At 56.6% G+C, this 22,592-nt stretch carries 23 protein-coding genes; 9 read left to right on the top strand and 14 right to left on the bottom strand.

Annotated features, from left to right (window positions below; genetic code table 11):
- Nucleotides 1–5 precede the first annotated feature (5 nt).
- From ACMGGQ_RS18260 to dolP, 4 genes are read left to right on the top strand one after another with little or no spacing between them, the layout of a single operon-like run.
- Entirely contained in the window at nucleotides 6–2,180 is a 2,175-nt protein-coding gene (locus tag ACMGGQ_RS18260) for a penicillin-binding protein activator (protein WP_420290383.1), read from the top strand.
- A complete protein-coding gene (locus tag ACMGGQ_RS18265; RefSeq protein ID WP_045910089.1) occupies nucleotides 2,138–2,533 on the top strand; it encodes a YraN family protein in 396 nt (131 codons plus the stop codon). The genes ACMGGQ_RS18260 and ACMGGQ_RS18265 overlap by 43 nt, the downstream gene beginning before the upstream one ends.
- 21 nt (nucleotides 2,534–2,554) lie before the next feature.
- The gene (diaA, locus tag ACMGGQ_RS18270; protein ID WP_003861754.1) at nucleotides 2,555–3,145 is read left to right on the top strand and encodes a DnaA initiator-associating protein DiaA; all 591 of its coding nucleotides are present in this window, start codon (nucleotides 2,555–2,557) and stop codon (nucleotides 3,143–3,145) included.
- Between the two features lie 9 nt (nucleotides 3,146–3,154).
- Complete coding sequence (dolP, locus tag ACMGGQ_RS18275; RefSeq protein ID WP_024906379.1) at nucleotides 3,155–3,730, top strand: division/outer membrane stress-associated lipid-binding lipoprotein; 576 nt, start codon at nucleotides 3,155–3,157, stop codon at nucleotides 3,728–3,730.
- A gap of 65 nt (nucleotides 3,731–3,795) precedes the next feature.
- On the opposite strand, the gene ACMGGQ_RS18280 is transcribed toward dolP, so the two are convergent.
- A complete protein-coding gene (locus ACMGGQ_RS18280) occupies nucleotides 3,796–4,833 on the bottom strand; it encodes a permease (protein WP_420290384.1) in 1,038 nt (345 codons plus the stop codon).
- A gap of 39 nt (nucleotides 4,834–4,872) precedes the next feature.
- Complete coding sequence (locus tag ACMGGQ_RS18285) at nucleotides 4,873–5,517, bottom strand: NAD(P)H-binding protein (RefSeq protein ID WP_045910091.1); 645 nt, start codon at nucleotides 5,515–5,517, stop codon at nucleotides 4,873–4,875.
- Nucleotides 5,518–5,645: 128 nt separating this feature from the next.
- Between ACMGGQ_RS18285 and ACMGGQ_RS18290 the strand changes: the two genes are divergently transcribed.
- Nucleotides 5,646–6,164 carry a type 1 glutamine amidotransferase domain-containing protein gene (locus ACMGGQ_RS18290; RefSeq protein WP_023333577.1) on the top strand — a complete coding sequence of 173 codons (519 nt, stop codon included), beginning with the start codon at nucleotides 5,646–5,648 and terminating at the stop codon, nucleotides 6,162–6,164.
- Here ACMGGQ_RS18290 and ACMGGQ_RS18295 read toward each other — a convergent pair.
- A complete protein-coding gene (locus tag ACMGGQ_RS18295; RefSeq protein WP_008501485.1) occupies nucleotides 6,144–6,578 on the bottom strand; it encodes a YhbP family protein in 435 nt (144 codons plus the stop codon). The genes ACMGGQ_RS18290 and ACMGGQ_RS18295 overlap by 21 nt on opposite strands.
- Nucleotides 6,579–6,592: 14 nt before the next feature.
- Between ACMGGQ_RS18295 and ACMGGQ_RS18300 the strand changes: the two genes are divergently transcribed.
- Nucleotides 6,593–6,922 (top strand): GIY-YIG nuclease family protein, encoded by a 330-nt coding sequence (locus tag ACMGGQ_RS18300; RefSeq protein WP_420290385.1) that lies wholly within the window; start codon nucleotides 6,593–6,595, stop codon nucleotides 6,920–6,922.
- Here the strand turns inward: ACMGGQ_RS18300 and ACMGGQ_RS18305 are convergent.
- Together ACMGGQ_RS18305 and ubiT are read right to left on the bottom strand one after the other, a co-directional pair.
- Complete coding sequence (locus ACMGGQ_RS18305; RefSeq protein ID WP_045910092.1) at nucleotides 6,909–7,412, bottom strand: GNAT family N-acetyltransferase; 504 nt, start codon at nucleotides 7,410–7,412, stop codon at nucleotides 6,909–6,911. The genes ACMGGQ_RS18300 and ACMGGQ_RS18305 overlap by 14 nt on opposite strands.
- Nucleotides 7,406–7,930 (bottom strand): ubiquinone anaerobic biosynthesis accessory factor UbiT, encoded by a 525-nt coding sequence (gene ubiT / locus ACMGGQ_RS18310; protein WP_045910093.1) that lies wholly within the window; start codon nucleotides 7,928–7,930, stop codon nucleotides 7,406–7,408. The genes ACMGGQ_RS18305 and ubiT overlap by 7 nt, the downstream gene beginning before the upstream one ends.
- Nucleotides 7,931–8,141: 211 nt before the next feature.
- On the opposite strand from ubiT, the gene ubiU reads away from it, so the two are divergent.
- The 3 genes from ubiU (at nucleotide 8,142) to ACMGGQ_RS18325 (ending at nucleotide 11,110) form a co-directional block, all read left to right on the top strand.
- Complete coding sequence (gene ubiU, locus ACMGGQ_RS18315; RefSeq protein WP_021242249.1) at nucleotides 8,142–9,137, top strand: ubiquinone anaerobic biosynthesis protein UbiU; 996 nt, start codon at nucleotides 8,142–8,144, stop codon at nucleotides 9,135–9,137.
- A gap of 7 nt (nucleotides 9,138–9,144) precedes the next feature.
- A complete protein-coding gene (locus ACMGGQ_RS18320) occupies nucleotides 9,145–10,023 on the top strand; it encodes a U32 family peptidase (protein ID WP_111967404.1) in 879 nt (292 codons plus the stop codon).
- 79 nt (nucleotides 10,024–10,102) lie between these two features.
- On the top strand, nucleotides 10,103–11,110 hold the full coding sequence (locus ACMGGQ_RS18325; RefSeq protein ID WP_023326163.1) for a luciferase-like monooxygenase: 1,008 nt from the start codon (nucleotides 10,103–10,105) through the stop codon (nucleotides 11,108–11,110).
- Nucleotides 11,111–11,196: 86 nt separating this feature from the next.
- Here the strand turns inward: ACMGGQ_RS18325 and mtr are convergent, their stop codons facing one another.
- The 9 genes from mtr to infB all read right to left on the bottom strand — a co-directional run bounded on the left by mtr (nucleotide 11,197) and on the right by infB (nucleotide 22,589).
- Nucleotides 11,197–12,441 (bottom strand): tryptophan permease, encoded by a 1,245-nt coding sequence (gene mtr / locus ACMGGQ_RS18330; protein ID WP_196346511.1) that lies wholly within the window; start codon nucleotides 12,439–12,441, stop codon nucleotides 11,197–11,199.
- A gap of 142 nt (nucleotides 12,442–12,583) precedes the next feature.
- Nucleotides 12,584–14,479 (bottom strand): DEAD/DEAH family ATP-dependent RNA helicase, encoded by a 1,896-nt coding sequence (locus tag ACMGGQ_RS18335; protein ID WP_048028855.1) that lies wholly within the window; start codon nucleotides 14,477–14,479, stop codon nucleotides 12,584–12,586.
- Nucleotides 14,472–14,552, bottom strand: a complete 81-nt coding sequence (gene yrbN, locus ACMGGQ_RS18340) for a protein YrbN (protein WP_100122156.1) — start codon at nucleotides 14,550–14,552, stop codon at nucleotides 14,472–14,474. The genes ACMGGQ_RS18335 and yrbN overlap by 8 nt, the downstream gene beginning before the upstream one ends.
- Before the next feature lie 107 nt (nucleotides 14,553–14,659).
- On the bottom strand, nucleotides 14,660–15,544 hold the full coding sequence (nlpI, locus tag ACMGGQ_RS18345) for a lipoprotein NlpI (RefSeq protein ID WP_420290386.1): 885 nt from the start codon (nucleotides 15,542–15,544) through the stop codon (nucleotides 14,660–14,662).
- Between the two features lie 108 nt (nucleotides 15,545–15,652).
- Nucleotides 15,653–17,791, bottom strand: coding sequence for a polyribonucleotide nucleotidyltransferase (gene pnp, locus ACMGGQ_RS18350; protein WP_045910096.1), 2,139 nt, complete (start codon nucleotides 17,789–17,791; stop codon nucleotides 15,653–15,655).
- Nucleotides 17,792–18,033: 242 nt separating this feature from the next.
- Nucleotides 18,034–18,303, bottom strand: coding sequence for a 30S ribosomal protein S15 (gene rpsO / locus ACMGGQ_RS18355; RefSeq protein WP_003861789.1), 270 nt, complete (start codon nucleotides 18,301–18,303; stop codon nucleotides 18,034–18,036).
- A gap of 154 nt (nucleotides 18,304–18,457) precedes the next feature.
- Nucleotides 18,458–19,408 carry a tRNA pseudouridine(55) synthase TruB gene (gene truB / locus ACMGGQ_RS18360; protein ID WP_229226344.1) on the bottom strand — a complete coding sequence of 317 codons (951 nt, stop codon included), beginning with the start codon at nucleotides 19,406–19,408 and terminating at the stop codon, nucleotides 18,458–18,460.
- On the bottom strand, nucleotides 19,408–19,812 hold the full coding sequence (gene rbfA, locus ACMGGQ_RS18365; RefSeq protein WP_003024988.1) for a 30S ribosome-binding factor RbfA: 405 nt from the start codon (nucleotides 19,810–19,812) through the stop codon (nucleotides 19,408–19,410). Before rbfA ends, truB begins: the two co-directional genes overlap by 1 nt.
- A gap of 89 nt (nucleotides 19,813–19,901) precedes the next feature.
- Complete coding sequence (gene infB / locus ACMGGQ_RS18370; protein WP_045910098.1) at nucleotides 19,902–22,589, bottom strand: translation initiation factor IF-2; 2,688 nt, start codon at nucleotides 22,587–22,589, stop codon at nucleotides 19,902–19,904.
- Between the last annotated feature and the right edge of the window lie 3 nt (nucleotides 22,590–22,592).

A 22,592-nucleotide genomic window follows, 5' to 3' on the forward strand; every position in this document is an offset into this window, starting at 1 on the left:
ACAGTATGGTACCGTTAACGTTTCTTCGAAAAAAAGCCACGCGCAGCGTGCCGCTTCTGCTGGCAGCCCTGATCTTTGCAGGCTGTGGCACCCAGGCACCTGACCAGAGCACCGCCCATCTCCAGGGTTCTGCTCAGGCTGATTCTGGCTTTTATCTGCAACAAATGTCGCAGAGTTCAAATGATACCAAGACCAACTGGCAATTACTCGCCATTCGTGCACTGCTGAAAGAGGGTAAAACCCAGCGGGCAGCCGAACTGTTTAACCAGTTGCCAAAAGATCTTAACGACGCCCAGCGTCGTGAGCAGAGCTTGCTCTCTGCCGAGCTGAAAGTTGCGCTGAAAGATTACGCCGCCGCGAAGAAGATCCTCGGTGATATCGACGTGAGCGCGCTGGATAAAAACCAGCAGGCGCGCTTCTGGCAGGCGGGCATTACCGCTGAGCAGGGACGCCCTTCCCTGACCTTGCTCCGTGCGCTCGTCGCCCAAGAACCGCTGCTTGGCGGTGCTGATAAGCAGAAAAATATTGATGCCACCTGGCAAGCGCTGGCGTCGATGACGCAGGAACAGGCGCAGGCGCTGGTCATCAACGCGGATGAAAACGTCCTGCAGGGCTGGCTGGATCTGCAGCAGATGTGGTTTAACAACCGCAGCGACCCTAAGATGTTGAAAGCCGGCATTACGGACTGGCAGACGCGCTACCCGCAAAACCCGGGCGCGAAAATGCTGCCAACCCAGCTGGTAAACGTGCAGAACTTTAAGCCTGCCTCGACCAGCAAAATCGCCCTCCTTCTGCCACTCAACGGCCAGGCGGCGGTGTTTGGACGCACCATTCAGCAGGGCTTTGAAGCGGCGAAAAACGGCACGACGGCGGTCACTGGCAGCGCCGTTCCCGCACAGGCGGCCCAGGCGGCTAACGTGAATGATGTTGTCAGCCCATCCGCCGCAGAGACCAGCGACCTGACCACGGCGCAAGCGCCAGCGCAGGGCACGATGCAAAACCCGGTGACGGCCCCGACGACACCGCCAGCGACAGCGGCACCGTCTACTACAGCACCTGCGACCCAGGCTCCGGCCGAGACGCAAGCGCCGCCAGCATCTGCTCCAGCGCCTGCCACAACAGCAGAACAGCCTCAACCGCAGCCTGCACAGCCGACTGCTCAACCTGCCGCGCAGCCGCAGTCCGTGGCAACCACCAGCGCCAACCCGGGCGCTGAATTGAAAATCTACGATACCAGTTCGCAGCCGCTGGACCAGGTTCTGGCGCAGGTTCAACAGGATGGCGCGAGCATCGTTGTCGGTCCGCTGCTGAAAAACAACGTGGAAGAGCTGATGAAGAGCAATACCACGCTGAACGTGCTGGCGCTCAACCAGCCAGAGCAGGTTCAGAACCGGGCCAATATCTGCTACTTCGCGCTCTCTCCGGAAGATGAAGCCCGCGATGCGGCGCGTCATATTCACGAGCAGGGTAAGCAGGCGCCGCTGTTGCTCATCCCACGCAGCGCACTGGGTGATCGCGTGGCCAATGCCTTTGCCGATGAGTGGCAGAAGCTGGGCGGCGGCGTGGTACTGCAGCAGAAATTCGGTTCCGTCTCTGAACTGCGCGCGGGCGTCAACGGCGGGGCGGGTATCGCGCTTAACGGTAGCCCGGTCACCGCGAGCCTGCCACAGCAGCAGGGCGTGACGATTGGCGGCCTGACGATCCCTGCACCGCCAACCGACGCGCAGATTAGCGGTGGCGGTAAAGTGGATGCGGCCTATATCGTTGCCACACCGCAGGAGATCGCCTTTATTAAACCGATGATTGCAATGCGTAACGGCAGCCAGAGCGGCGCAACGCTCTACGCCAGCTCCCGCAGCGCACAAGGCACCGCAGGCCCGGATTTCCGTCTGGAAATGGACGGTCTGCAGTACAGTGAAATCCCGATGCTGGCCGGCAGCAATCCATCCCTGATGCAGCAGGCGCTGAGCGCGGTGCGTAACGATTACTCTCTGGCGCGTCTGTATGCGATGGGGGTTGATGCGTGGGCGCTGGCGAACCACTTTACCCAGATGCGTCAGGTGCCGGGCTTCGAGCTTAACGGCAACACCGGCGATCTGACCGCCACTCAGGATTGTGTGATTAACAGGAAGTTATCATGGCTCAAATACCAGCAGGGGCAGATCGTCCCGGCCAGTTAAGCCGCAAACAGACCGGCGATGCGTGGGAGTTAAAGGCGCGTCGCTGGCTTGAAGGCAAAGGACTGCATTTCATCGCCGCCAACGTCCGCGGGCGTGGCGGCGAAATCGACCTGATCATGAAAGACGGTCAGGTCATCGTGTTTGTAGAAGTGCGCTTTCGACAGTCCTCCCGTTTTGGCGGTGCTGCCGCCAGCGTGACGCTCGCCAAACAACATAAATTATTACAGACTGCCCACTTGTGGCTTGCCCGCCATAATGGGAGTTTTGATACTGTGGATTGCCGGTTCGATGTGATAGCCTTCACCGGAAATGAGATCGAATGGCTTAAAAACGCTTTTGGCGAAGACGCATAATTAAGATTTAAAAGGGATAACGTGCTCGAAAGAATTAAAGTGTGCTTCACAGAAAGCATCCAGACTCAGATTGCCGCGGCGGAAGCCCTTCCGGATGCTATCTCGCGTGCCGCAATGACGCTGGTGCAATCCCTGCTAAACGGCAACAAAATCCTCTGTTGTGGCAACGGCACGTCAGCCGCCAACGCACAGCATTTTGCTGCCAGCATGATCAATCGTTTTGAAACAGAACGCCCGAGTTTACCTGCCATTGCACTTAATACCGATAATGTGGTCTTAACGGCGATTGCTAACGATCGTCTGCATGACGAAATTTACGCAAAGCAGGTGCGAGCCTTGGGTCATGCCGGAGATGTGCTGCTGGCCATCTCCACGCGCGGCAATAGTCGGGATATTGTCAAAGCCGTTGAAGCCGCCGTCACCCGCGACATGACCATCGTGGCCTTAACCGGCTATGACGGGGGTGAGCTGGCGGGTCTGCTTGGGCCGCAGGATGTGGAAATCCGCATTCCGTCTCACCGGAGCGCGCGTATTCAGGAAATGCATATGCTCACGGTGAACTGCTTATGTGACTTGATCGATAACACGCTTTTCCCTCACCAGGATGATTAAGGAGTTCTTATGAAGGCTTTATCGACCCTCGCAGTCCTTATGTCTGCATTACTGCTTCAGGGATGTATCGCTGCGGCCGTTGTGGGTACCGCCGCAGTAGGCACCAAAGCGGCAACCGATCCGCGCTCTGTGGGGACACAGGTGGATGACGGTACGCTGGAGCTGCGCGTCAACAGTGCGCTGTCGAAAGACGAACAGATCAAGAAAGAGGCGCGTATCAACGTGACGGCTTACCAGGGCAAAGTGCTGTTGGCAGGCCAGGCGCCGAATATGGAACTCGCCTCGCGTGCGAAACAGATTGCGATGGGCGTTGAAGGGACCACAGAGGTGTTTAACGAAGTGCGTCAGGGCAAGCCAATTGGCCTGGGTGATGCTTCTTCCGATACCTGGATCACCACCAAAGTGCGTTCTCAGCTGCTGGGTTCGGACCAGGTGAAATCCTCCAACGTGAAGGTGACGACGGAAAACGGTGAAGTATTCCTGCTGGGTCTGGTGACCGACCGTGAAGGGAAAGCGGCGGCCGATATCGCCAGCCGGGTGAGCGGCGTGAAGCACGTCACCACCGCGTTTACTTACATTAAATAAAAAAATCCCCTCAAGTGAGGGGATTTTTTTGTAGGCCCGGTAAGCGTAGCGCCACCGGGCGTTTTTCACAGAAGCGCAATACTCCCCACCAGCACCCCACTCAACGCCACCAGCCCAGCGGTGAGCCACAGCGCTTTCGCCGGGAATGACTTACGCAGCATAATCAGCGACGGCAGGCTGATGGCAGGCAACGTGATGAGCAACGCCAGCGCCGGTGCGGTGCCCATGCCGGCCAGCATCATGGTCTGAACAATAGGAATTTCTGCGGCGGTAGGGATCACAAACAGGCAGCCTGCAACGGCCATCGCAATGACCCACAACAGCGTGTTGTCTATAGCGCCATCCGCATGCGGGAAGAGCCAGACGCGCGCCGCACCGAGAACCAGTACCGCCAGGATATAGACCGGGATGGTGCTCCAGAAAAGCTGCCATAGCGCCCTGCCCCAGCGGGCAAAGAACCCGCCCTGCGGCTCGCTGACGTCCAGCTCAACAGACGCGGACTCTGGCGTCTTATCCTTCACCAGATTTTGCACCAGCGTCGCCACCACCAGCACGGTCAGCAGTCCTGCCACCAGACGAATGAACGCGAAATGCCAGCCCAGGACAAAGCCCATAAACACCAGCGTCGCCGGGTTGAGCAGCGGGTTGCCCATCCAGAACGCCAGTGCGCCGCCCATTGATACGCGCTGGCGGCGCATGCCTGCCGCCACAGGTGCAGCACAGCAGGAGCACATCATGCCCGGCAGGGAGAAGATCGTTCCCAGCAACGTACCCTGAAAGCGCGGCTGCCCGAGGGTTTTCACCAGCCAGTTGCGCGGGATCAGCACCTGAATCAGAGAGCCCAGGATCACGCCCAGGACGGCAGCCTTCCAGACGGCTAGGAAGTAGACCATGGCATAGTCCCACGCCGCCTGAAGCGGATTGGCATCAGCCTGAGCGAGAATAGATTTACCGATGCTGTGCGTTTCGGCGGCGGTGAAGGCTTTGCCGTAGTACGGCTGCCATTTCACGTACCAGAGGCCAATAATGACCACGAGAAAGAAGAGTGCGGGCTTCCACCATTGAACAGGTGTTGCCGCCTGAGATGAAGACTGACCAGTCATAGCATTCCCCGGAGAGTATGAGTAATTAGCCGGGGGAGTTTACGCCTCGCCCTGCGCGATTTCACGCAGTTTTGCCGAAGGGATAATGTTTACGCCCGCTTTTGACGGGGCCAGTCCCTCTTTTAACATCGCCCGCGCGACGTCCCGCGCCTCGATGGCTTTCCAGTTGCCGGGAAGGATCCGAAACAGCGGGGCCAGGATCGACTCGTTAAAGCGGCGCTCGTCGCGGTGGCCGATCAGCATCGAGGGGCGCACAATCGTCAGCTGCTCCCATTTCTGCGCAATCAGTGCATCCTCCATCTTGCCCTTCACCTTGTTGTAGAAGAAAGGCGATCCGGCACTGGCGCCCAGCGCGCTGACCACCAGAAAATGTCTGGCTCCCAGCTTTTTCGCCGTAAGCGCGGTGTCCACCACCAGCGTATAGTCGGCGTGGATAAATGCCTCTTTGCTCCCCGCCTCCCGCCGCGTGGTGCCCAGACAGCAAAACGCGATATCAATGGGATCCTGCACCTGCGCCAGCGCATCCGTCAGCTGAGGATCGTGCGGATTAAAGACGCCGGAGATGTCCGCCAGCGGTCGACGCGTCGGGGCGGCGATGTAGTTCACGCGGCGATCCTGAATCAGCAGCCGCAGCAGATGATCGCCCACTAGCCCGGTAGCCCCGGTAATCAGTACCTGACTCATCGTATCCCCTTTACAGAATTGTCCGTTTGCGAACTCAGCGTCGTCGACCACACTTAGAAGTCTGTTACAGGTAAGTATTTACCACAAGCGGAGAAAAATCAGTCTGAAGCCAAAACAACGGAGGAAGCATGGGCAAGAAAATCGCAGTCTTGATTACCGACGAGTTTGAAGATTCAGAATTCACCTCTCCTGCAGAGGCGTTCCGCAAGGCGGGACATGAGGTCATCACCATCGAGAAAGAAGCGGGCAAAACGGTGACAGGTCATAAGGGCGAGGCGACCGTAACCATTGATGAGACCATCGATAACGTTAGCCCCTCCGATTTTGACGCACTGCTGTTACCCGGCGGCCATTCACCGGATTCCCTGCGCGGAGACGAGCGCTTCGTGACCTTCACCCGGGACTTTGTCTCTACCGGCAAACCGGTCTTTGCCATCTGTCACGGCCCGCAGCTGCTCATCAGCGCGGAGGTTGTCCGCGGGCGTAAGCTCACGGCGGTGAAACCGATCGTTATCGATCTGAAAAATGCGGGTGCCGAATTTTACGATCAGGAGGTGGTCAACGACAAAGACCAGTTGATCACCAGCCGGACCCCGGACGATCTCCCGGCGTTTAACCGCGAAGCGCTACGCCTGCTCGGCGCGTAGCCAGTGCAGCTTCTTGCCGAAGCCCAGGGTGTTGTCGGTAAATTTCAGCTCATCGAGCCGGATTTCCCACACCGGGGCTTTTAGCGCAGCGGCAACCGGAAAGCGGCGCGTGTAGTGCTTACGACGCGCGTCGCTCTCTTCTCCGTCCAGACGACGGATTTCCCCTTTAAACTGTACTCCACGGATCAGCGCGACCGTTTTCGGCTGGCCATTCACCGTGCCCGCGACCTTCGCCTGCTGGCCGGTCATCTGCGCATGACGCGTTTTGTCTTCACTCATGACATAAAACGCGACGCGCTCCGGATCGTAGTAGTAAAACGCGTTTGCGCACCACATCTCACCCTCGCTGTAGACGCACCAGGTGACGACGTGCTGCTTCGCCAGCCAGCGGTTGATGGCTGCCAGTGTTTCCATTTTCGTTCTCTCTCATGCTATGGTGCGTTCACCTTAACATACTGAATCTGTTTACCGTGTGCTGGTTTCTCTATCTCGTCCGAACCGCTGATAACGCACTCTACACCGGAATAACCACCGATGTGGCGCGGCGTTTTTTACAACATCAAACGGGGAAAGGGGCAAAAGCGCTGCGAGGGAAAGGGGAATTACAGCTCGCCTTTTCGGCGCCCGTCGGTGACCGATCGCTGGCGCTCAGGCTGGAATACCGCATCAAACAGCTGACGAAGCGCCAGAAAGAGCGCCTCGTGACCGGAGACGGCTCCTTTGAGGCGCTACGCGAGAGCATGATTAAAAGCGATTGAAATGGTCGTGGTACTCGACCAGGCCATTGACGCCGTTGAGCGCGTCGTCCGCCAGACGGTGCACCTGGAATGCGGATTCCGTACCCGGCCAGCGGCAGCGCAGATCGTAATGCGCGGCCTGCTCGAAGCCTAAACGGCCATAGAACGCCGGATCGCCCAGCGCAACAACGGCCGCATAACCGAACTCATTGAGCGAATCCAGCCCTTCATAGACCAGCTGACGCGCCAGCCCCTGCCCGCGATAGTTTTCATCCACCGCCAGCGGCGCCATACCGACCCACTGCAGCTCTTCGCCCTGAACGGTGACCGGACTGAAGGCAACATAGCCCACCACCTGACCTTCGTCATCGGTGGCGACCAGCCCCAGCGTAATCAGACCGTCTTCGCGGAGATCGTGGACCAGCTGGGCTTCGGCATCGCTCGCGAAAGCACGGCGCAGCAGCGCATCGATCCCCGGCGCATCAATCCCTATTTCGACTCGAATCAGCATGGCTCACCTACTGAAGTGTGTTTACTGTCCGGCGGGGCTTTCAGCCCGGCCTCAACGAAATCTGCCATTTGCATCAACATCACGCGCAGCGCTTTCGGCATCTGCTCCAGCTCAATGGCATCCATTAAATTCTTCACGTACAGGCCCAGCTCCGTGTCGCCTTCAATCACCAGACGGCGCTGGAAGAAGAGCGTATCCGGATCCTGCTTACGCGCGGCGATCATCAGCAGATCGCTGGCGTTGGCGCTAAAGCTCACGTCCGCCTCGGCGGTTTCGCGGACGATCAGCTGGTCATTCTCAACGGAGGTAAACCAGCGCAGCCCGATGTCACGCACCTCAATGCTCAACCAGCGGCCTTCCAGGAATTCCAGCTCGCCATCCTGCAGCGCCTGGCGGAACTGCCAGCTCAGAACCTGCTCCAGCACCTGACGTTTAAGCGCGAACGGCGCCAGCTTGACCGGCACGCTCAGCATTGATGGGCCAAATTGTACGAGACGTGAACGCAGTTTATCCAGCACGAGCTTTACTCCCTGATATCTATAGTCCTGCTATTTTGCCATATCCGACGCACAACATAGCGGCGTAAATCAACAAACCGTCGTCCGGACAACCTCATTATTGGTGCCATCAATACGCCATTAGCTGCCTTAAATCAAAAATTGTCGCGTATGGGTTAATTAAAATCCCAGCTCGTTAACATTTTTGCGATCGATAACATCAGGATAAATTATGGAGCTGCTCTGCCCTGCCGGAAACCTTCCGGCGCTTAAGGCGGCCATCGAAAATGGGGCCGATGCGGTCTATATCGGGCTAAAAGATGACACCAATGCCCGCCATTTTGCTGGCCTTAACTTTACGGAGAAAAAGCTTCAGGAAGCCGTTAACTTCGTTCACCAGCACCGCCGCAAGCTGCATATCGCCATCAATACCTTTGCTCATCCTGACGGGTACGCCCGCTGGCAGCGCGCGGTGGATATGGCGGCACAACTGGGTGCCGATGCGCTGATTCTGGCCGACCTCGCCATGCTTGAGTATGCGGCAGAACGCTATCCCCATATTGAGCGCCACGTCTCTGTTCAGGCATCTGCCACCAACGAAGAGGCCGTGCGTTTTTATCACCGAAACTTTGACGTGGCCCGCGTGGTGCTGCCGCGCGTGCTCTCTATTCATCAGGTTAAGCAACTCGCACGCGTCACGCCAGTGCCGCTGGAAGTTTTTGCCTTTGGCAGCCTGTGCATTATGGCCGAAGGCCGTTGCTATCTTTCCTCGTATCTGACCGGGGAGTCGCCAAATACTGTCGGGGCCTGCTCCCCTGCCCGCTTTGTCCGCTGGCAGCAAACGCCGCAGGGGCTGGAATCCCGCCTGAATGAGGTGCTGATCGACCGCTATCAGGACGGTGAAAACGCCGGTTATCCCACCCTGTGTAAAGGCCGCTATCTGGTCGACGGCGAGCGCTATCACGCGCTGGAGGAGCCGACCAGCCTCAACACGCTGGAGCTGCTGCCGGAACTGCTGGCGGCCAATATTGCCTCGGTGAAAATCGAAGGTCGCCAGCGTAGCCCGGCCTACGTGAGCCAGGTGGCGAAAGTGTGGCGTCAGGCCATCGACCGCTGCATGGCGGACCCGCAGAACTACGCTCCGCAGCAGGCCTGGATGGAGACGCTCGGATCGATGTCCGAAGGCACGCAAACCACGCTGGGCGCGTATCACCGTAAATGGCAGTGAGAAAATCATGAAATATTCATTAGGGCCGGTGCTCTACTACTGGCCAAAAGAGACGCTGGAAGATTTTTACCAACAGGCCGCCACCAGCAGCGCCGATGTGATTTACCTCGGCGAGGCGGTGTGCAGCAAGCGCCGCGCCACCAAAGTGGGCGACTGGCTGGAGATGGCGAAAAGCCTGGCCGGCAGCGGCAAGCAGGTGGTGCTCTCCACGCTCGCGCTGGTGCAGGCCTCTTCCGAACTGGGCGAGCTGAAACGCTACGTAGAGAACGGCGAGTTCCTGCTGGAAGCGAGCGATCTGGGCGTGGTGAACATGTGCGCCGAACGCAAGCTGCCGTTTGTCGCGGGCCATGCCCTGAACTGCTACAACGCCGTGACCCTTCGCCTGCTGCTCAAACAGGGCATGACGCGCTGGTGCATGCCGGTTGAACTCTCCCGCGACTGGCTGGCAAACCTGCTCACGCAGTGCGAAGAGCTGGACATTCGCAACAAGTTTGAAGTGGAAGTGCTGAGCTACGGGCATCTGCCGCTGGCCTATTCCGCCCGCTGCTTTACCGCACGCTCGGAAGACCGTCCGAAAGACGAGTGCGAAACCTGCTGCATTAAGTACCCAAACGGGCGCAGCATGCTGTCGCAGGAGAACCAGCAGGTGTTTGTTCTCAACGGTATTCAGACCATGAGCGGCTATGTCTATAACCTCGGCAACGAGCTGGCGTCGATGGACGGGCTGGTAGATATGGTGCGTCTGTCGCCGCTCGATACCGGCGTGTTCGCGATGCTGGACGCCTTCCGCGCTAACGAAAACGGTGCCGCTCCGCTGCCGCTGACGGCGAACAGCGACTGTAACGGCTACTGGAAGCGTCTGGCCGGGCTGGAACTTCAGGCCTAAAAAAAGGCTCACTTTGTTAACAACGGTTATCATTTTTTAATGCAGTATTAAAGATTCACCGTCGACAAAGTGAGCTGTTATGACTGACAAAACCCTTCCGTTTTCGGTGCTGGATCTGGCGCCGATCCCACAAGGCTCCTCGGCGAGAGAAGCCTTTTCGCACTCTCTGGATCTGGCTCAGCTGGCCGAAAAGCGTGGCTATCACCGCTACTGGCTGGCCGAACACCACAACATGGTGGGCATTGCCAGCGCCGCCACCTCGGTACTGATTGGTTATCTGGCGGCAAATACCACCACGCTGCACCTGGGCTCCGGCGGCGTGATGCTGCCGAACCACGCCCCGCTGGTGATCGCCGAGCAGTTCGGCACGCTGAATACCCTCTATCCGGGCCGTATCGATTTAGGGCTTGGCCGTGCGCCGGGCAGCGATCAGCCGACCATGCGCGCCCTGCGTCGCCATATGAGCGGCGATATTGATAACTTCCCGCGCGACGTGGCCGAACTGGTGGACTGGTTCGACGCACGTGACCCGAACCCGCACGTGCGCCCGGTACCTGGTTACGGCGAGAAGATCCCGGTATGGCTGTTGGGCTCAAGCCTCTACAGCGCGCAGCTCGCCGCACAGCTGGGGCTGCCGTTTGCGTTTGCCTCCCATTTCGCGCCGGATATGTTGCATCAGGCGCTGCATCTTTACCGTACGCACTTCAAACCGTCCGAGCGTCTGGAGAAACCGTACGCGATGGTGTGTATCAACATCATTGCTGCCGACAGCAATCGCGACGCGGAATTCCTGTTCACCTCCATGCAGCAGGCGTTTGTAAAGCTGCGTCGCGGGGAGACGGGCCAGCTTCCGCCGCCAGTGGAGAATATGCATCAGCTGTGGTCAGCTTCAGAGCAGTATGGCGTTCAACAGGCGCTGAGCATGTCGCTAGTTGGCGATAAAGCGAAAGTGCGTCACGGGCTGGAGGCGGTGCTGCGTGAAACGCAGGCGGATGAAATTATGGTTAACGGCCAGATTTTCGATCACCAGGCGCGTTTGCACTCGTTTGATTTGGCCATGCAGGTGAAGGAGGAGTTGGTGGGGTAGCCTTTTTGCCAGGTGGCGCTTCGCTTACCAGGCCTACGGGGACGCGTAGGCCGGATAAGGCGTAGCCGCCATCCGGCACAAAATGTTTACTGGTACACCGGCAACAGATTAAAACTCGACAGCACGTGTACCAGGGCATTGCCCGCGCCGAACACCAGGATCAGCGCAATCATCGGCTTACCGCCCCAGACGCGGAATTTCGGGCTACCGAAGCGTTTACGTGATTTACGCGCCAGCAGCGCGGGCACTATTGCCGCCCAGATGGTTGCCGCCAGTCCGGCATAGCCGATGGCGTACAGGAAGCCGTTCGGCCACAGCAGGCCGCCCACAATCGGCGGCAGGAAGGTCAGCAGCGCGGTTTTAAAACGCCCCATCGCAGAATCATCAAAGCCGAACAGATCCGCCAGGTAGTCAAACAGGCCCAGCGTCACGCCGAGGAAAGAGCTCGCCACCGCAAAGTTAGAGAAGATAACCAGCAGCAGATCCAAGCTGCGGCTGTTCAGCACGCCGCTCAGCGCCTGCACCAGCACGTCAATGTTACCGCCCTTCTGCGCAATACCGATAAATTCCGGGCGCGGGATGTTGCCCATCGTTCCGAGCAGCCAGATGACGTACAGCGCCAGCGCCAGCAGCGTGCCGTAGACCAGACACTTCACAATGGTGCGCGGATCTTTGCCGTAGTACTTCATCAGGCTCGGCACGTTGCCGTGGTAGCCGAACGACGCCAGACAGAAAGGCAGCGTCATCAGCAAGTACGGCGTATAGGAGGTATTCACTTCGGCAACGTTAAACAGCGTGGCGGGCGTCACGTGCCCCAGCAGGCTGCCGAAGGTCAGGAAGAAGGTGATGACCTTCGCGCCCAGTACGATTGCCGTCATCCGGCTTACCGCTTTGGTACTCATCCAGACGATAAACGCCACGCCCAGTGCAAAACCCAGCCCGGCCAGACGCGCCGGAACGTTCAGCGACATCTCAGAGAAGGTGTGATGCAGAATCGAACCGCTCGCCGAAATATATGCGTAGGTCAGGATATAGAGCACAAAGGCAATGGACAGACCGTTCACCAGGTTCCAGCCTTTGCCCAGCAGGTCTTTGGTGATGGTGTCGAAGCTCGCGCCAATGCGGTAGTTCAGGTTGGCTTCGAGGATCATCAGCCCGGAATGAAGCATACAGAACCAGGTAAAAACCAGCGCGGCCAGCGACCAGAAGAACCACGCACCGGACATGACCACGGGCAGGGAGAACATCCCGGCACCTATAATGGTTCCGCCGATGATCACCACGCCGCCAAGCAGCGAAGGTGACGTTTGGGTGGTGGTTAGTGTCGCCATACAGCCTTTTCTCCAGTCAATCATGCGGTTCTGCATTTTAATGTGACGCACTGTACCAGTACAAGAGTACAAAGGGAATAAAAAAAGCCCCGATAGCATGTATCGGGGCTGTATATTTTACTTTACGTCAGAAGCGTAAGGCTTACGCGTCACCGAAACGACGACGGCTGGTGCCTTCTTCACGACGTGGACCACGGCTTTCGCGGCGCTCGCCGGAGAAACGACGACCTTCACCACCGCGACCTTCGCTGCGACCGCCTTCACGACGCTCGCCGCCGAAACCGCGACCACCACCACGGCGTTCGCCGCCACGGTCAGGACGTGGCTGTGCATCGCCCAGCAGCTGCATGTTCATCGGCTTGTTCAGGATGCGGGTACGCGTAAAGTGCTGCAGTACTTCACCCGGCATGCCTTTCGGCAGCTCGATGGTAGAGTGGGAGGCGAACAGCTTGATGTTACCGATGTAACGGCTGCTGATGTCGCCTTCGTTAGCGATCGCGCCAACGATGTGACGAACTTCAACGCCATCATCACGACCCACTTCAATGCGGTACAGTTCCATGTCACCTGCGTCGCGACGTTCACGACGTGGACGGTCTTCACCACCACGCTCTGGACGGTCACCACGTGGGCCACGATCGTTACGGTCGCCACGACGTTCGAAGCGATCGTCACGGTCACGGAATTCACGCTTAGGACGCATCGGCGCATCTGGTGGCACGATCAGGCTACGTTCGCCCTGAGCCATTTTCAGCAGTGCTGCAGCCAGGGTTTCCATGTCCAGCTCTTCGCCTTCAGCAACAGGCTGAATCTGTGACAGCAGCGCGCGGTACTGATCCAAATCGCTGCTTTCCAGCTGCTGCTGTACTTTGGCGGCGAATTTTTCCAGACGGCGTTTGCCCAGCAGCTCTGCGTTTGGCAGGTCCGCTTCTGGAATGGTCAGCTTCATGGTGCGTTCGATGTTACGCAGCAGACGACGCTCGCGGTTCTCAACGAACAGCAGCGCACGGCCAGCACGACCCGCACGACCGGTACGGCCGATACGGTGAACGTAAGACTCGGAATCCATCGGGATGTCGTAGTTAACAACCAGGCTGATACGCTCAACGTCCAGACCACGTGCTGCCACGTCGGTTGCAATCAGGATATCCAGACGACCGTCTTTCAGACGCTCCAGAGTCTGCTCACGCAGGGCCTGGTTCATGTCACCGTTCAGCGCTGCGCTGTTGTAGCCGCTACGCTCCAGGGCTTCAGCCACTTCCAGGGTCGCGTTTTTGGTACGAACGAAGATAATCGCCGCATCAAAATCTTCCGCTTCCAGGAAACGTACCAGCGCTTCGTTTTTACGCATGCCGTACACAGACCAGTAGCTCTGGCTGATGTCCGGGCGAGTGGTTACGCTGGACTGAATACGCACTTCCTGCGGCTCTTTCATGAAGCGGCGGGTAATGCGACGGATAGCTTCCGGCATGGTTGCAGAGAACAGCGCGGTCTGATGACCGTCCGGGATCTGCGCCATAATGGTTTCAACGTCTTCGATGAAGCCCATACGCAGCATTTCATCTGCTTCATCCAGTACCAGACCGCTCAGTTTAGAGAGGTCCAGGGTACCGCGCTTCAGGTGATCCAGCAGACGGCCCGGCGTACCGACAACAATCTGTGGGCCCTGGCGCAGGGCGCGTAACTGCACGTCATAACGCTGGCCGCCGTACAGGGCAACCACGTTTACGCCGCGCATATGTTTAGAGAATTCCGTCATGGCTTCTGCAACCTGAACAGCCAGTTCACGGGTTGGAGCCAGAACGAGGATCTGCGGTGCACGCAGGTCCGGATCAATGTTGTTCAGCAGCGGCAGCGAGAACGCTGCAGTTTTACCGCTACCAGTCTGGGCCATGCCCAGCACGTCACGACCAGAAAGCAGGTGTGGGATACACTCAGCCTGGATCGGAGATGGTTTTTCGTAACCCAGATCGTTAAGGGCTTCAAGGATAGGAGCCTTCAGGCCCAGATCTGCAAAAGTGGTTTCGAATTCAGCCATGTAGTACGAGTGCCTCAATGTCAATGGCGGCCAGTCTACTTAGCTCATCGTGAAAATGATTAGCAATTTTCATTGAAAAGTGTGAACCGGCTCAAAGTAGGTGTATTGACGAACAACAACGCCCTCACCAGTTAAGGTGATGGCAATCAAAAGATTACGGGCTGATGTTTATGTCGTCAGCTATTGCTGGTCCGATTCTGCCAGGTCGTCTTGCTCCTGGCCCAAGAGCGATAATTCCAACAATGCATAACGGTGCTCAACGAAGTTGTGTACGTTGTTAGCAACCGCTAATTTGAACAGTGCCGTAGCGCTGTCCTTATCCCCCAGACTTAGGTAGTACTTACCTAAATAGAAGTTGGTTTCACTGAGATGCTCAGCGAGCGAGGTGTTATCCGTTGCGTCCGCCTTGAGGCGTTCCATCAGCGTTGCTTCGCTAATGTTGCCCAGGTAGAACTCGACAATGTTCCATCCCCACTGTTCCTTGTCCGATTTATCGAAGCGCTGTTTCAGTGCCTCTTTTGCCTGCTTCTCATCGAGCTTCCGCTCAACGATGTAAAGCCACAGGCTACGGAAAGGATCATTAGGATCGTCTTGATAAAACGCCAGCAGATCATCTTGCGCTAACTTGTCACGACCGCCGTAATACAAAGCGATACCGCGATTCAAGTGCGCGTAGTTGTAAGTTGGATCAAGCTCAAGTACAGAATCAAACGCTTCATAGGCAGCATCAAAATTGCCTGCCTGCGTTAAATAAATGCCTAAGTAATTGAATACTTCAGGCATAGCAGGTCGGATAGCCAGCGCTTGTGAAAAATCATTTCGCGCCAATGCCCTCAGACCGAGACTATCATACAACACTCCGCGCTCATATAAAAGCTGTGCGCGTTCGTCATCGGTTAAAGCCCGACTGGCAAGTATTTGTTCCATGCGTGCCAGGATCACTTCCTGCTGCAAAGTCGGTTGCAATGGCACTGCGAGGACTTCGCTCTTACGCCAGGCAGAGTTGCTGCATCCTGCCAGCGTTAAAGCTGTCGCAACGAAACACCAGCGCAAAAAAGGCTTCATTTCCCACTCCCGAAGACAACTATTGGATGAACGTCCTGTCCCCCGGCGGCTTAACAAGGCGTCCTGCCTGATAATAGGCCCTCCGCAAAGCGGAGGGCAAATGGCAACTTACTCGCCTTGCTGTTCTGCGGCCTGTGCTTCTGGCGCAGCAGCTGGCTGAGACTGCTCGGTTGCTTCTTTAATGCTCAGACGGATACGGCCCTGGCGATCAACTTCCAGAACTTTAACCGGTACTTCCTGACCCATCTGCAGGTAATCGGTCACTTTCTCAACGCGCTTGTCAGCGATCTGAGAGATGTGAACCAGACCTTCTTTACCGCCACCGATGGCAACGAACGCGCCAAAGTCAACGATACGGGTCACTTTACCTGCATAGACGCGGCCCACTTCGATTTCTGCAGTGATTTCTTCGATGCGACGGATCGCGAATTTCGCTTTCTCGCCGTCGGTTGCTGCGATCTTCACAGTACCGTCATCTTCGATTTCGATGGTGGTGCCAGTCTCTTCGGTCAGGGCACGGATTACGGAACCGCCCTTACCGATAACATCTTTGATCTTGTCTGGATTGATCTTGATGGTGTGAATACGCGGTGCGAATTCAGAGATATCACCACGTGGCGCGTTGATAGCCTGTTCCATCACGCCCAGGATGTGCAGACGCGCACCTTTAGCCTGGTTCAGAGCAACCTGCATGATCTCTTTGGTGATACCTTCAATTTTGATATCCATCTGCAGCGCAGAGATACCGTCGCGGGAACCCGCCACTTTGAAGTCCATATCGCCCAGGTGGTCTTCGTCGCCCAGAATGTCAGACAGAACAACATAGTTGTCGCCTTCTTTCACCAGGCCCATTGCGATACCCGCAACGGCGGCTTTGATTGGCACGCCTGCATCCATCAGCGCCAGAGAGGCACCACACACGGAAGCCATAGAAGAAGAACCGTTGGATTCAGTGATTTCAGACACCACACGTACGGTGTACGGGAATTTGTCTGCTTCTGGCATGACTGCCAGCACGCCGCGCTTCGCCAGACGACCGTGACCAATTTCACGACGCTTCGGCGAGCCAACCATACCGGTTTCGCCTACGGAGTACGGAGGGAAGTTGTAGTGGAACAGGAAGCTGTCAGTACGCTCGCCCATCAGTTCGTCGATGATCTGTGCGTCACGTGCCGTACCCAGGGTCGCGGTAACCAGCGCCTGCGTTTCGCCACGGGTGAACAGCGCGGAACCGTGAGTACGTGGCAGCACGCCAGTACGCACATCCAGACCACGGATCATGTCTTTTTCACGGCCATCGATACGCGGCTCGCCTGCCAGAACGCGGCTACGAACAACGTTTTTCTCGATAGCGTGCAGAATTTCGCTCAGCTCGTTAGCATCCAGCGTTTCGTCTTCAGCAACCAGCGTTGCGATAGTTTCAGACTTGATCACGTCAACCTGAGCGTAACGCTCCTGTTTGTCAGTGATGCGGTACGCATCGCTCAGACGAGATTCTGCCAGAGCTGCAACGCGTGCATTCAGCGCGTCGTTAGCTGCTTCTGGCTGCCAGTCCCAACGTGGTTTACCGGCTTCTTTCACCAGATCGTTGATGTTCTGGATAACAACCTGCTGCTGGTCATGGCCGAAGACCACAGCACCCAGCATCTGGTCTTCGCTCAGCAGTTCTGCTTCGGATTCAACCATCAGCACAGCGGCTTCGGTACCCGCAACCACCAGGTCCAGCTTACTTTCTTTCAGCTCTTCCTGAGTTGGGTTCAGCACGTACTGGTCGTTGATGTAACCGACGCGCGCGGCACCGATTGGGCCATTGAATGGAATACCAGACAGTGACAGGGCAGCGGACGCACCGATCATCGCCACGATGTCCGGGTTAACCTGTGGGTTAACGGAAACAACGGTCGCGATAACCTGTACTTCGTTAACGAAGCCTTCCGGGAACAGCGGACGAACCGGGCGGTCAATCAGACGCGCGATCAGGGTTTCGCCTTCGCTTGGACGGCCTTCACGACGGAAGAAGCCACCCGGGATTTTACCGGCAGCGTAGGTACGCTCCTGGTAGTTAACGGTCAGCGGGAAGAAGTCCTGACCTGGTTTAGCTTTTTTCTGGCCCACAACGGTAACGAATACCGCGGTGTCATCCATGCTTACCATAACGGCAGCAGTAGCCTGACGTGCCATCATGCCGGTTTCCAGCGTGACGGTATGTTGACCATACTGGAATTTACGAACGATCGGATTCAGCAAAGTTCTGTCCTTTCTTAAATGTTTGACAGCACACCACCGGTGTGCTGTCGATTTGACCCGACCTTCTTCGCATCCTCGCGACTAATGACAACCAACACCCCCCTGGGTGAAGCCTCTCATTAGCCGCGCGAACCTCTGCAATGAAGATCATTTATAGCAACAATACAATAGTTTCCAGTGAATTGCTGCCGTCTGCTTGAAAAAAGGGGCCATCAGGCCCCCTTTTCTGAAACTCGCAAGAATTAGCGACGCAGACCCAGACGCTCGATCAGCGCGGTGTAGCGTGCAACATCTTTACGTTTCAGGTAGTCGAGCAGTTTACGACGCTGAGAAACCATACGCAGCAGACCACGACGGCTGTGGTGATCTTTTTTGTGCTCTGCAAAGTGACCCTGCAGGTGGTTAATCTGTGCAGTCAGCAGTGCAACCTGAACTTCGGTAGAACCGCTGTCGTTAGTACCACGACCAAACTCAGAAACGATTTTAGCTTTAGCTTCAACGCTTAGAGACATTTTCAAACTCCAAAGTATAAAGAATGTAAGGATGCCGATCTCTAATTCAGCAATCCCATGTACGCCCCGCAGATTGTTAAACAATTTACCAGGCGTTAAGCGGCGATATTCTACTCGTCTCCCCTGCTTATCGCAAGGTGAGCCGTTATTACCGTCACGCGTCGACCGGATATTCGACGACCAGACGACGCGGCGCAACGCGCCCTTCGCCATCCATTTCGCCCATCCCGATGAATTTCCCTTCGTCACCTTCGGTCACGCGCACCAGACCTTCCAGCGGTGCATCCGCCGTACGAACCGGGTTGCCGTTCTTAAAGTAAACGGACGATGTTAAAGGAAGATTAACAACCGGGAAGTCCGCAGCCGGACTGTCCATCGGCATCAGCAGCGGATCCAGCAAATCTGCCGGCGCGATCCCCTGCGCTTCCGCCTGTTCAACCAGCTCGCGCAAATGTTCCAGGGTCACCATCCGCTCCACCGGATACTTGCTCACCGCCAGACGACGCAGGTAAATCACATGCGCGCCACAGCCCAGCTTTTCACCGAGGTCGTCGATGATGGTGCGAATATAGGTCCCTTTCGAACAGTGCACTTCCAGCTCCAGCTCATCGCCTTCGTGGCGAATAAAGAGCAGCTCATACACGGTAATCGGACGGGCTTCACGCGGGACCTCAATGCCCTGGCGCGCATATTCGTAGAGTTTTTTCCCCTGATACTTCAGCGCCGAATACATCGACGGTACCTGCATCGTATCCCCACGGAAGCTCTCCAGCGCCGCATCAAGCTGCTCCGCGCTGAACGTCACCGGACGCTCCTCCACGACCTGACCATCCGCGTCGGAGGTATCCGTGCGCTGGCCCAGCTTAGCGATAACGCGGTAACGCTTATCGGAGTCGAGCAGGTACTGGGAAAATTTTGTCGCCTCTCCCAGACAGACCGGCAGCATGCCGGTTGCCAGCGGGTCGAGCGCGCCGGTGTGGCCCGCACGGTTGGCGTTAAAAATACGCTTAACTTTCTGCAGCACGTCGTTGCTGGAAGCGCCCTGGGGTTTATCCAGCAGCAGCACACCATGCACGTCGCGACCACGACGACGAGGACGACTCATCAGTCCTCCTTGCTGTCGTCCGCCGGGTTAACACGACGCTCATCGTCATGTTTAACCACGCTGGTCACCAGGTTGGACATACGCATACCTTCGACCAGCGAGTTGTCGTAGAAGAAGGTCAGTTCAGGCACGATACGCAGGCGCATCGCCTTACCGAGCAGAGAGCGGATGAAACCAGACGCTTCCTGCAGCGCTTTGATGCCGTTTTTCACTGCGGCTTCGTCCTGATCGTTCAGGAAGGTAACAAATACTTTGGCATAGGCCAGGTCACGGGACATTTCCACACCGGAAACGGTGGTCATCATGCCGACGCGTGGGTCTTTGATTTCACGTTGCAGAATGAGTGCGATCTCTTTCTGCATTTCCTGCGCTACGCGCTGAGGGCGACCAAATTCTTTCGCCATAATAAATTCTCCAGACAAAAAAGGGGCTAAAGCCCCTTTTTGAAATTATTGCCGGGTGGCGCGAGGCTATCCCGGCTTACAATCGGTAATTAAGCGATGGTACGCTGAATTTCGATGATCTCGAACACTTCGATCATATCGCCAACGCGAACGTCGTTGTAGTTCTTCACGCCGATACCACATTCCATGCCGTTACGGACTTCGTTAACGTCATCTTTGAAGCGGCGTAGGGATTCCAGCTCGCCTTCGTAGATAACCACGTTGTCACGCAGTACGCGGATTGGGTTGTGACGCTTGATGTTACCTTCGGTAACCATACAGCCAGCGATCGCACCGAATTTCGGTGATTTGAACACGTCACGTACTTCAGCCAGACCGATGATCTGCTGTTTCAGCTCAGGAGACAGCATGCCGCTCATCGCTGCTTTCACTTCGTCGATCAGGTTATAGATGACGGAGTAGTAACGCAGATCCAGACTTTCGGATTCAATCACTTTACGCGCAGACGCATCCGCACGAACGTTGAAGCCAACCAGGATAGCGTTGGACGCAGCAGCCAGGGTTGCGTCGGTTTCGGTGATACCACCTACGCCAGAACCGATGATCTTCACTTTCACTTCGTCGGTAGACAGTTTCAGCAAGGAGTCGGAGATCGCTTCCACAGAGCCCTGAACGTCGGCTTTCAGCACAATGTTCACTTCGTGAACTTCGCCCTCGGTCATGTTGGCAAACATGTTCTCGAGTTTAGATTTCTGCTGACGAGCCAGTTTAACTTCACGGAATTTGCCCTGACGATACAGTGCCACTTCACGCGCTTTCTTCTCGTCACGCACAACGGTCACTTCGTCACCGGCAGCCGGAACACCGGACAGACCCAGGATTTCCACAGGAATGGACGGACCCGCTTCCAGCACTTCCTGACCCAGTTCGTTACGCATCGCACGAACGCGACCGTATTCGAAACCGCACAGAACGATATCGCCTTTATGCAGCGTACCTTCACGAACCAGAACGGTAGCAACCGGGCCACGTCCTTTATCCAGGAAGGATTCGATAACCGCACCGCTCGCCATACCGTTACGGATGGCTTTCAGCTCCAGAACTTCGGCCTGCAGCAGGATCGCGTCCAGCAGTTCGTCGATACCGGTACCCGCTTTCGCAGACACGTGTACGAACTGGCTTTCGCCGCCCCACTCTTCCGGCAGGATACCGTACTGGGAGAGTTCGTTTTTAACACGATCGGGATCCGCTTCTGGCTTATCGATCTTGTTCACGGCAACCACAACCGGCACACCGGCTGCTTTCGCGTGCTGGATAGCTTCGATGGTCTGCGGCATGACGCCGTCGTCCGCCGCAACAACCAGAACAACGATATCCGTCGCCTGAGCACCACGAGCACGCATAGAGGTAAACGCGGCGTGGCCCGGGGTATCCAGGAAGGTGATCATACCGTTGTCAGTTTCTACGTGGTATGCACCGATGTGCTGGGTAATACCACCCGCTTCGCCAGAGGCAACCTTGGTAGAGCGAATGTAGTCAAGCAGAGAGGTCTTACCGTGGTCAACGTGACCCATGATGGTCACTACCGGTGCGCGCGGTTCTGCCGCAGCACCTGTGTCACGGTCGCTCATTACTGCTTCTTCCAGCTCGTTTTCACGACGCAGGATAACTTTGTGGCCCATCTCTTCCGCAACCAGCTGTGCAGTTTCCTGATCGATCACCTGGTTGATGGTTGCCATCGCGCCCAGCTTCATCATCGCTTTGATGACCTGAGAGCCTTTAACCGCCATCTTGTTCGCCAGTTCGCCAACGGTAATGGTTTCGCCGATCACAACGTCACGGTTAACGGCCTGAGCCGGCTTCTGGAAGCCCTGCTGCAGAGCGGAACCTTTACGCTTGCCGCCTTTACCACCGCGAACAGCCGCGCGTGCTTCTTCACGGTCAGCTTTGGATTCAGCGTGCTTGTTACCTTTTTTCGCCGGACGCGCTGCTTTTGCATTACGACCACGGCCACGGCCGCCTTCTACTTCACGGTCGTTATCATCTTCAGCCTGACGTGCGTGCTGAGAAGTGGTCACGTGATAGTCGCTGGTGTCTTCAGACTGCTCAGCGGTATCAACACCGTTCTTCTCATTTTCTTCAGCCATACGACGCGCTTCTTCGGCGACGCGGCGAGCTTCTTCTTCCAGCTTACGGCGGGCTTCTTCTTCCGCTTTACGCTTCAGCTCGGCAGCTTCATTTTCACGGCGGGCTTTTTCAGCCTGGGCGGTTTTGGTCATTTCGTCTGTCTGTTGATTGCTCACTTTGTCTTTTTCCGCAGCGTCACGCTTCACTTTATCACTTGCGTCGCGTTTCGCTTTTTCTGCGGCCTCACGTTCAGCTTTTAATTCTGCTTCACGTTTGGCGGCTGCTTCCGCCTCACGCTGAGCTTGTTCTTCCGCTTCACGCTGTGCCTGCTCTTCCGCGGCAAGGCGTTCTGCCTCTTGCGGATCACGTTTTACAAAGGTGCGCGTCTTGCGGACTTCAATTTGTACCGATTTGCTTTTGCCACCGGTACCAGGGATGTTTAACGTGCTACGCGTTTTGCGCTGCAGCGTTAACTTGTCAGGCGTAGAGCCGTGTTCACGGTTCAGGTGCGTTAACAAGGTTTGTTTTTCTTGCGCGGTCACCGAGTCATCAGCGGACTTCGGGATCCCTGCATCAGCAAATTGCTGTACCAGGCGGTCCACGGAGGTCTGAATCTCAGCAGCCAGCGATTTTACAGTTACATCAGTCATGCT

Source organism: Enterobacter sp. BNK-13 (assembly GCF_048685015.1).
Taxonomy (GTDB): Bacteria; Pseudomonadota; Gammaproteobacteria; order Enterobacterales; family Enterobacteriaceae; genus Enterobacter; species Enterobacter quasiroggenkampii.

Bases quoted from the DNA above. Each gene is read 5' to 3' on its own strand.
- ACMGGQ_RS18300 (WP_420290385.1), top strand. From the start codon at position 6,593: ATGCTATGGTGCGTTCACCTTAACATACTGAATCTGTTTACCGTGTGC.
- infB (WP_045910098.1), bottom strand. From the start codon at position 22,589: ATGACTGATGTAACTGTAAAATCGCTGGCTGCTGAGATTCAGACCTCC.
- yrbN (WP_100122156.1), bottom strand. From the start codon at position 14,552: ATGAAAATTGCTAATCATTTTCACGATGAGCTAAGTAGACTGGCCGCC.
- rpsO (WP_003861789.1), bottom strand. From the start codon at position 18,303: ATGTCTCTAAGCGTTGAAGCTAAAGCTAAAATCGTTTCTGAGTTTGGT.
- ACMGGQ_RS18295 (WP_008501485.1), bottom strand. From the start codon at position 6,578: ATGGAAACACTGGCAGCCATCAACCGCTGGCTGGCGAAGCAGCACGTC.
- truB (WP_229226344.1), bottom strand. From the start codon at position 19,408: ATGAGTCGTCCTCGTCGTCGTGGTCGCGACGTGCATGGTGTGCTGCTG.
- ACMGGQ_RS18280 (WP_420290384.1), bottom strand. From the start codon at position 4,833: ATGACTGGTCAGTCTTCATCTCAGGCGGCAACACCTGTTCAATGGTGG.
- ubiU (WP_021242249.1), top strand. From the start codon at position 8,142: ATGGAGCTGCTCTGCCCTGCCGGAAACCTTCCGGCGCTTAAGGCGGCC.
- nlpI (WP_420290386.1), bottom strand. From the start codon at position 15,544: ATGAAGCCTTTTTTGCGCTGGTGTTTCGTTGCGACAGCTTTAACGCTG.
- mtr (WP_196346511.1), bottom strand. From the start codon at position 12,441: ATGGCGACACTAACCACCACCCAAACGTCACCTTCGCTGCTTGGCGGC.
- ACMGGQ_RS18320 (WP_111967404.1), top strand. From the start codon at position 9,145: ATGAAATATTCATTAGGGCCGGTGCTCTACTACTGGCCAAAAGAGACG.
- ACMGGQ_RS18260 (WP_420290383.1), top strand. From the start codon at position 6: ATGGTACCGTTAACGTTTCTTCGAAAAAAAGCCACGCGCAGCGTGCCG.
- ACMGGQ_RS18285 (WP_045910091.1), bottom strand. From the start codon at position 5,517: ATGAGTCAGGTACTGATTACCGGGGCTACCGGGCTAGTGGGCGATCAT.
- ACMGGQ_RS18305 (WP_045910092.1), bottom strand. From the start codon at position 7,412: ATGCTGATTCGAGTCGAAATAGGGATTGATGCGCCGGGGATCGATGCG.
- dolP (WP_024906379.1), top strand. From the start codon at position 3,155: ATGAAGGCTTTATCGACCCTCGCAGTCCTTATGTCTGCATTACTGCTT.
- ACMGGQ_RS18290 (WP_023333577.1), top strand. From the start codon at position 5,646: ATGGGCAAGAAAATCGCAGTCTTGATTACCGACGAGTTTGAAGATTCA.
- ACMGGQ_RS18265 (WP_045910089.1), top strand. From the start codon at position 2,138: ATGGCTCAAATACCAGCAGGGGCAGATCGTCCCGGCCAGTTAAGCCGC.
- ACMGGQ_RS18325 (WP_023326163.1), top strand. From the start codon at position 10,103: ATGACTGACAAAACCCTTCCGTTTTCGGTGCTGGATCTGGCGCCGATC.
- rbfA (WP_003024988.1), bottom strand. From the start codon at position 19,812: ATGGCGAAAGAATTTGGTCGCCCTCAGCGCGTAGCGCAGGAAATGCAG.
- ACMGGQ_RS18335 (WP_048028855.1), bottom strand. From the start codon at position 14,479: ATGGCTGAATTCGAAACCACTTTTGCAGATCTGGGCCTGAAGGCTCCT.